The following is a 6,000-nucleotide window of genomic DNA, read 5'->3' as shown; positions in this document are numbered from 1 at the left end:
TGCGGCGGCCCCCTCGGCGGGTGCGGGCTGGTTACTGGGTGTGCTTGGCGTAGACGGCGTTCAGATCGTGGGCGATCGCCCGCAGTTTCTGAACGTCTCCCTTCTTCAGCGCTTTCTTCCCGAGCGTCTGAATCAGCATCACCAGAAAGTAGAAAGCCCCGAGATCCTCGCCGTGAATTCGGACGAGTCTGTCTCGCTGGCCGACCAGGTGCTGATGGGAGCGATGCGCCGTGATTTCGGACCGGAGAAGCGGGCGGCCGCTCACGCGGATTCCCGGTTCCGTCCGAGGTCGTAAATGGACGCAGGACCACTATAGCCGCGCCCGGGGGCCTGCTGTCCACCCTGCGGAGAAGAATTCTGCGCCGCCTGGATCTGCGGATTCTTCTTCCGTGCCTTTTCGAGCGCCTTTTGCTGCCGCTCGCCGGGGAGCTTATTGACCTTGTCGGCGAATTCGTTGCGCTTGTAGGCGGTGGTCTCCAGACCCTGCGTCAGGCCGTCCAGGTTCTTCTGCACGGCTTTCAGGGCCTTTTCGACCGGCTGCGCGCGCAGCTTGGCGTGGTACCAGCGGTCACCGTCCACGTGGGTGCCGCGCAGGTGCACGCGGGTCTCACGGGCCAGCAGCTCCAGGTTGTCACCGATCTCCAGCAGGACCCGCTGAACATCGGCCAGGTATCGGGCGGTCGCCTCCGGGCTCTGCGCCACATCGCGCAGAGGGTGGTGGTTCGTCGGGTCGGTGCTGTTCACGGTAGGGATTCCTCCTGGTGTACTGGGGGATCTGCGACTGCTTCCGGCAGCCGCAGCGAGGGCCAGCCCAATTCGGATGGGCTGGCCCTCACTGGCGTGTGCCGGACGGCGGGTCAGGCGCGCAGGTGCTTGTCCGCGTCCTCGGGACGCAGCAGGCCGGCCTCCTTGAGCAGCCGGACGGCGCGGGGCTGGTTGACGGACAGCTCCGTACGGACGCGGCTGATGTTGACGTAGCCGTCCGTCTCACGCGGCAGCGTCCGTACGAGCGGGAGCAGTTCGGCGTCCGTACGGGGCGCGGTCGCCGTACCGGTACGCCCGGCGGGGACCGACTGGGACGGGGCCGTACGGGCGGTGACCGTACTGGTACGCGTCCCGCCGCCGTGTCCGGCCGCGCTCGTACGGACGACGCCCGGCGTACTAGTACGCGCCGCCCCCGGCGGGGCCGCCTGTACACCGCCCGTACGGCCACTGTTCGCGCCGGTCACAGCCGCATTCGCGGTCGCCGGGGCGGCGGTGTGCGGGCCGCCGTGTACAGGCTGCGTACCGGCCGGGCCGGAGGCTGTACGGGCGGGCGCCGTACCGGCCGCAGCCGCGTACGAGTGCGCCCCGGACGGTGCCGTACGGGCGGGCGCGGTGCCGTCCGTACGGGCCGCTGTACCGGTCCGCCCGTCCGTCCGTACGGGCGCGCCCGTACCGTCGTGGCCGTCCGTACCGGCGTCGTGCATGAGCGAGTGGACGCGCCAGATGACGGCCACGAAGATCGTCACCACGAACGTGGTGAGCGGCCACGGTGCCGCGTGGCCCGGCTGGACGATCCCGGACTGCTCGGTCAGGTGGTACGTGATGTTCGCCGATGCCATCAGCAGCAGCGCCCACGGGATGTCCTTCTTGGTGCGGAACGCGGTGACGCAGTAGACGTCGATGCTGATCGGCAGGAGCGGGGCGACATAGGGGTGGATGCCGACCATGTGCGCCAGCTCGTACTCGCCGGACGCGGCGAGACCGATCCCGGCGAGCAGAGCAATCCACGGGGCCGTCTTCCAGCCCGCGCGGCCGATCCGGCGGTGCCAGCCGCTCCAGCGGGACGACTCCCGCCGCGCCTCCCGGAGTTCGTCCAGGAGCCGGCGGGCCCGGGCTTCGTCGGCCTGCGCCCGCTCGGCGAGCGCGTCGGCCTTCTTCTTCGCATCGCCGACGATGCGGGCGGCTTCCTTCTCCGCGGTCTCGCGCAGCCGGTCGGTGACGGTGGCGGCCTCCCGCTGGAGGCGGGCGCGCTGGTCGTCGCACGCCGCCCGGAGCTTGGCAAGGTCGGCGTCCAGCGCGGCCCGCTTGCCCGTGGCCTCCCGGTCGAACGCCTCGCCCATCTCGCGCAGCTGCTCGCGCAGTTCAGCGCGGGCCCGCTCCGCCTCGCCGTGCACCGCGGTGACGGCCTGGTCGGCCTCACGGCGGCGGGTGTCGGCGGCGCGGGCCGCGTCGGCGTACAGCGTCTCGGCTTCCGTGCGGCGGGCGTCGTAGGCGGCGGCCGCCGCCTCGGCGAGCTGCGCGGCCCGGGCACGGGCCTGGTCGGCCTCCGCCTGCGCGGCGGCCGACAGCTGCTCCGCCTGCTCGTGCGCCCGGGCGACGATCTGCCCGGCCTCCGTACGGCGCCGTTCCACCAGGGCGCCGAGCTCGGCGAGGTCGGCCTCCACCACCCGGCGCAGCTCGGCAACCTGCGCGCGGGCCATGTCGTGGTCGGCGGCGGCCTGCCCGGTCAGGTCGGCCACCTGCGTGCGCGCCTCGGCGAGGATCACGGTGGCGCGGTCGCGGGCCTCGGAAAGGATCCGGTCGGCGTCGCCGCGTCGGGCGGCGGCGTCCTGGTCGGCCCGGTCCCGCAGCGCGGTGGCCTGCTGGCCGGCCGTGGCCCGGAGTTCGGCGGCGTCCCGGCCGGCGTCGGCCGTGATGCCGGCCGCGCGCGCTTCGGCGTCGGCGAGCATCGCGGCGACGCGGTCGTGGGTGTCGGCGACGGCGCGGGCGGCGCGGGCTTCGGCCTCCGTCTGGAGGTCGGCGGCCTGCTCGCGGGCGGCGTCGATGATGTCGGCGGCCCGGTCCCGGGTGTCCGCGGCGAGCACCGTCTGCGGCGCGGCCTGGTCGGTCGCGGGGACGGCGGGCGGCGCGGCAGCGGTCGTCTTCCTCGGGGTGGGGGGCCTCTTGGTACGGGTCCTGGCGGCCACGCCGCCTCCTTCCTGGTCGGGTGCCGCCCGTGCGGGCGGCCGGGGTGAGGGGAGTTCAGGCCTCGGTCGGCCGGTGCGGGGCGACGATCTGCCCGTCGGGCAGCAGGTCGCCGGTGTCGTCGAACACGACGATGTCGTTGCACAGCAGGCTCCAGCCCTGCTCCGGGTGGGAGACGACCACGGCGGCGGCCTCCCGGTCCGGGCTGTCCGCCGTCGGACACAGCACGGAGTGCCGGCACAACGAGCGGGGCAGGCGCGCGGTCGGGACGGGAACGGTGGGGGCGAGGGTGAGCATCAGTGCCTCCCGGCGGGGGTTCGGTCGCGCGGCTGCGCGGCTCCCCTGGACACCGCACCGCCCGGCCCCGCGGTGTTCGGCGGGAGCCGGGCGGTGCGGGTCAGGCAACCGGCAGAGGGGACTGATCAGTCGAACCGGAAGCCCTCGGGGATCTCTCCGGCCCGCAGTTCCGCAGCCATTTCGCGGTACTCCCTCGCGTGGCCCCGGGCGGACTCGGCGGCGCGGGCGGCGCACGCCTGGATGTTCGGCGAGTTGTCCGGGTCGGCAGCGGCCTGGTCGCCGGAGACGGCCGCTCGGTCCGAGCGCGGCGCGGCGACGTTCTCCAGGTAGTCAGCCTCTTGGTTCATGCGGGCGCGGGTGATCCGGGCCATGAGCGGGTCCTCCTAGTTGTCAGGTGCGCGGGCTGCGCGGCTCCCCTGGACAGCGCCCGGCCCAGACCACCGGGGGAGTGGGGCCGGGCCGGGCGGGTCAGGCAGTCGGCAGACGTGGGATCAGCCAGGGAAACCGGACAGGCGACCGACCTTGGCCACGTGCGCGTCCTGCTGCGCGACCAGGCGTCGTGTCCGTTCCTGGAGTGGCACGGAGGTGTTCCAGTCGCTGAACCAGGTGTTGCTGTACTGGTCCGCCGACACGATGTGCCAGTCGCCGGCGTCGGGGCAGCCAGCCCTGGCGAGTGCGGCGGCATGGCCCAAATCGGCGTAGAGATGCTGGTCGTGGACCCGGGCGATCTCCTCGGCCCGCTCGTCGAACGCGACGGCGGCCTCGCTGGTGCGGTCCTGCGCGTCAACCAGCCGAGAGAGGGCGGACGGCCATTCCTTGGCGGCCTCCGGAGTGCGCAGATAGGAGTAGGCCGCCTCAAGCGCCTTCAGCTCACGCTCGTAGGTCCGCCACCGGTCGGGAGCGTTGCCCACGACCGCCTTCAGGTCCGCGACGTGCGCCGCGTCCCTCCATTCGCCACGAGCCGCTTCGATCAGGTCACCCATGATGGTGCGGGCCGCAGTCCGCACCAGGTGCTCCGTGGGGTCGTCCGACTGGGACGCGAAGCGCAGCTTGGGGTCGTCGTAGAACGACTGGGGCGTGGTCGGCTTGTTCTCACGGCCGGTGAACGGTGCGAACTCGAAGGACAGGCCGTTGTACGGGCGCGGGCCGATCTTCCGCAGGTACGGCGGCAGGTGGGGCGACAGGCGCGCGAACACCTCGCGCAGTTCGTCGCCCTCGATGGTGATGGTGGTCCCGAGGGACATGTCGGCTCCCTGATCGCGTAAGGGGGTTGCGGCCTGCAGCGGTGCGGATGCGGTGTCCGCAGCCGGTCGCCGGGGCGGCGGCGCAACGGCCGACGCCGGATGCGGCACTCCGGACTCGTCCAGAGGAACGCGCAGGGGGATAGTGCGAGAGGCCATGAATACCTCCTGGTAGGTCAGCGGTCGCGCGGCTGCGCGGCTCCCCTGGATGCCGCCCGGACCGGCGACCACGGGGGCCGGGCCGGGCGGGTCAGGCAGTCGGCAGAGATGGCGGTGCCGGACTGGCAGATCCGTCAACTCCGTAGTGGGCGCGGGCGGTTGGAGCTGGGGTGCGGTGTCGGCGCGGGTGGATGTCGGCGACGTGGTGTCCCGCGTCCCACGCGGCAGCGGCCGCGCAAAGGGCGGTGGTCATCAGCCGGCGGGCGAGGGGGTGAGCCGGGCCGACCCGAGCGACGGCCCGGGCCGCGCGGTGCTGCGCGGCCCGGGCTGCACGTATGAGATCGCTCATCCACGCGGGCGGTTCTCGCTGCGCTTGTTCTCCTCAGCGACCCTGCGGGACAGTTCGGCGCGCTCTTCGTCGGTGAGGGGCAGGACGGCGGCCCTCAGCTGGTGTCGCATCACGCGGACCCCGATCCCTTGCAGCTGTCGCAGCGCACCCAGTTCTGCCGGGTGACGCCGCCACTGCTGGTGGTCTCGGTGTGACCACCGCTGCCCTGGCACGCGCCACAGGACTGCTCGTCCCGAACCTCGGCGAGGCGGGCCCGCATCTCGGCGACGGTACGCGGGGCGCGCCTCCTGGCGGGGATCCGCGTGTCCTGCGAGCGGACCACGACCGGGAGGTGCTCGCCCAGCCGACGGTCGGCGTCCGAGGCTGCCGGAGCGGGGCGGGTGCGTGTCATGCTGTCGATCACAGGGACTCCTCTCATGAGTTCCTGTACTGGCGGCCCGGAGCTCTGACCTTCCGGGCCGCCGCCTGTGACTGGCCGGACGGCCAGCCACGGCCCGTCTCCCACCCCCACCCGCCGTGGGGCGGGAGACGGGAGGCGGACCGTGGCGGATCGTCAGGCCGCCGACGCGAACGACGACGGGGTCTTGCCCTCGCGGACCAGGTGGTCCGACGTCGTCCACACGTCACCGACCGCGTACGGCTCCGTATCCGGACGCAGCACATTGCGGATGATCACCGCCCACCGCGCACTCCGCTTCAGCAGGCCACTCGCGCACTCGGAGTCGCGGACCACCGCGAGGACCTCGTACGCGCCGGTGCTGTTCTGGTAGAGCGCACCCGCGGTCCGCGGGCCGATCTCGGCATCGACGCTGGCAGGCCGGGAGATGAAGGTCGGCAGGGCTGTCATGCTGGGCATACGGGTCGTCCTCTCACGAAGGGTTGACCTGCGACAGGACCCCCGGGGCGGCCACCCCGGGGGTCCATCGCGTGAGTGCGTCCTGCGCACTCCGCCGACCACCAGACCCGCGGTGAAGCGGGCCGGTTGACGACGGGCAGCACAGGCTG

At 72.9% G+C, this 6,000-nt stretch carries 8 protein-coding genes; 1 reads left to right on the top strand and 7 read right to left on the bottom strand.

Going from position 1 to position 6,000, the window contains the following annotated elements; genetic code table 11:
- On the top strand, positions 1 to 295 hold a 295-nt coding region (locus IEZ11_RS51540), incomplete at its 5' end, for a phospholipase D-like domain-containing protein (RefSeq protein ID WP_229713738.1).
- On the opposite strand, the gene IEZ11_RS43950 is transcribed toward IEZ11_RS51540, so the two are convergent.
- From IEZ11_RS43950 to IEZ11_RS43920, 7 genes are all read right to left on the bottom strand, one after another.
- Positions 262 to 744, bottom strand: coding sequence for a hypothetical protein (locus tag IEZ11_RS43950; protein ID WP_189268692.1), 483 nt, complete (start codon positions 742 to 744; stop codon positions 262 to 264). The two genes, IEZ11_RS51540 and IEZ11_RS43950, sit on opposite strands and share 34 nt — an antisense overlap.
- Before the next feature lie 113 nt (positions 745 to 857).
- Positions 858 to 2,951 carry a coiled-coil domain-containing protein gene (locus tag IEZ11_RS43945; RefSeq protein ID WP_189268691.1) on the bottom strand — a complete coding sequence of 698 codons (2,094 nt, stop codon included), beginning with the start codon at positions 2,949 to 2,951 and terminating at the stop codon, positions 858 to 860.
- A gap of 55 nt (positions 2,952 to 3,006) precedes the next feature.
- A complete protein-coding gene (locus IEZ11_RS43940; RefSeq protein WP_189268708.1) occupies positions 3,007 to 3,192 on the bottom strand; it encodes a DUF5999 family protein in 186 nt (61 codons plus the stop codon).
- A 179-nt stretch (positions 3,193 to 3,371) separates the two neighbouring features.
- The gene (locus IEZ11_RS43935; protein ID WP_189268690.1) at positions 3,372 to 3,617 is read right to left on the bottom strand and encodes a hypothetical protein; all 246 of its coding nucleotides are present in this window, start codon (positions 3,615 to 3,617) and stop codon (positions 3,372 to 3,374) included.
- Positions 3,618 to 3,737: 120 nt separating this feature from the next.
- Complete coding sequence (locus IEZ11_RS43930) at positions 3,738 to 4,490, bottom strand: hypothetical protein (protein ID WP_189268689.1); 753 nt, start codon at positions 4,488 to 4,490, stop codon at positions 3,738 to 3,740.
- A 614-nt stretch (positions 4,491 to 5,104) separates the two neighbouring features.
- Entirely contained in the window at positions 5,105 to 5,386 is a 282-nt protein-coding gene (locus tag IEZ11_RS43925; RefSeq protein WP_189268688.1) for a hypothetical protein, read from the bottom strand.
- A 162-nt stretch (positions 5,387 to 5,548) separates the two neighbouring features.
- Complete coding sequence (locus IEZ11_RS43920) at positions 5,549 to 5,851, bottom strand: hypothetical protein (RefSeq protein ID WP_189268687.1); 303 nt, start codon at positions 5,849 to 5,851, stop codon at positions 5,549 to 5,551.
- Positions 5,852 to 6,000: the final 149 nt, after the last annotated feature.

It is taken from the genome of Streptomyces fuscichromogenes (assembly GCF_014645815.1).
Taxonomy (GTDB): domain Bacteria; phylum Actinomycetota; class Actinomycetes; order Streptomycetales; family Streptomycetaceae; genus Streptomyces; species Streptomyces fuscichromogenes.
The sequence above is the reverse complement of the archived record's forward strand: the minus strand, read 5'-3'. Positions and strand labels throughout refer to the sequence as shown.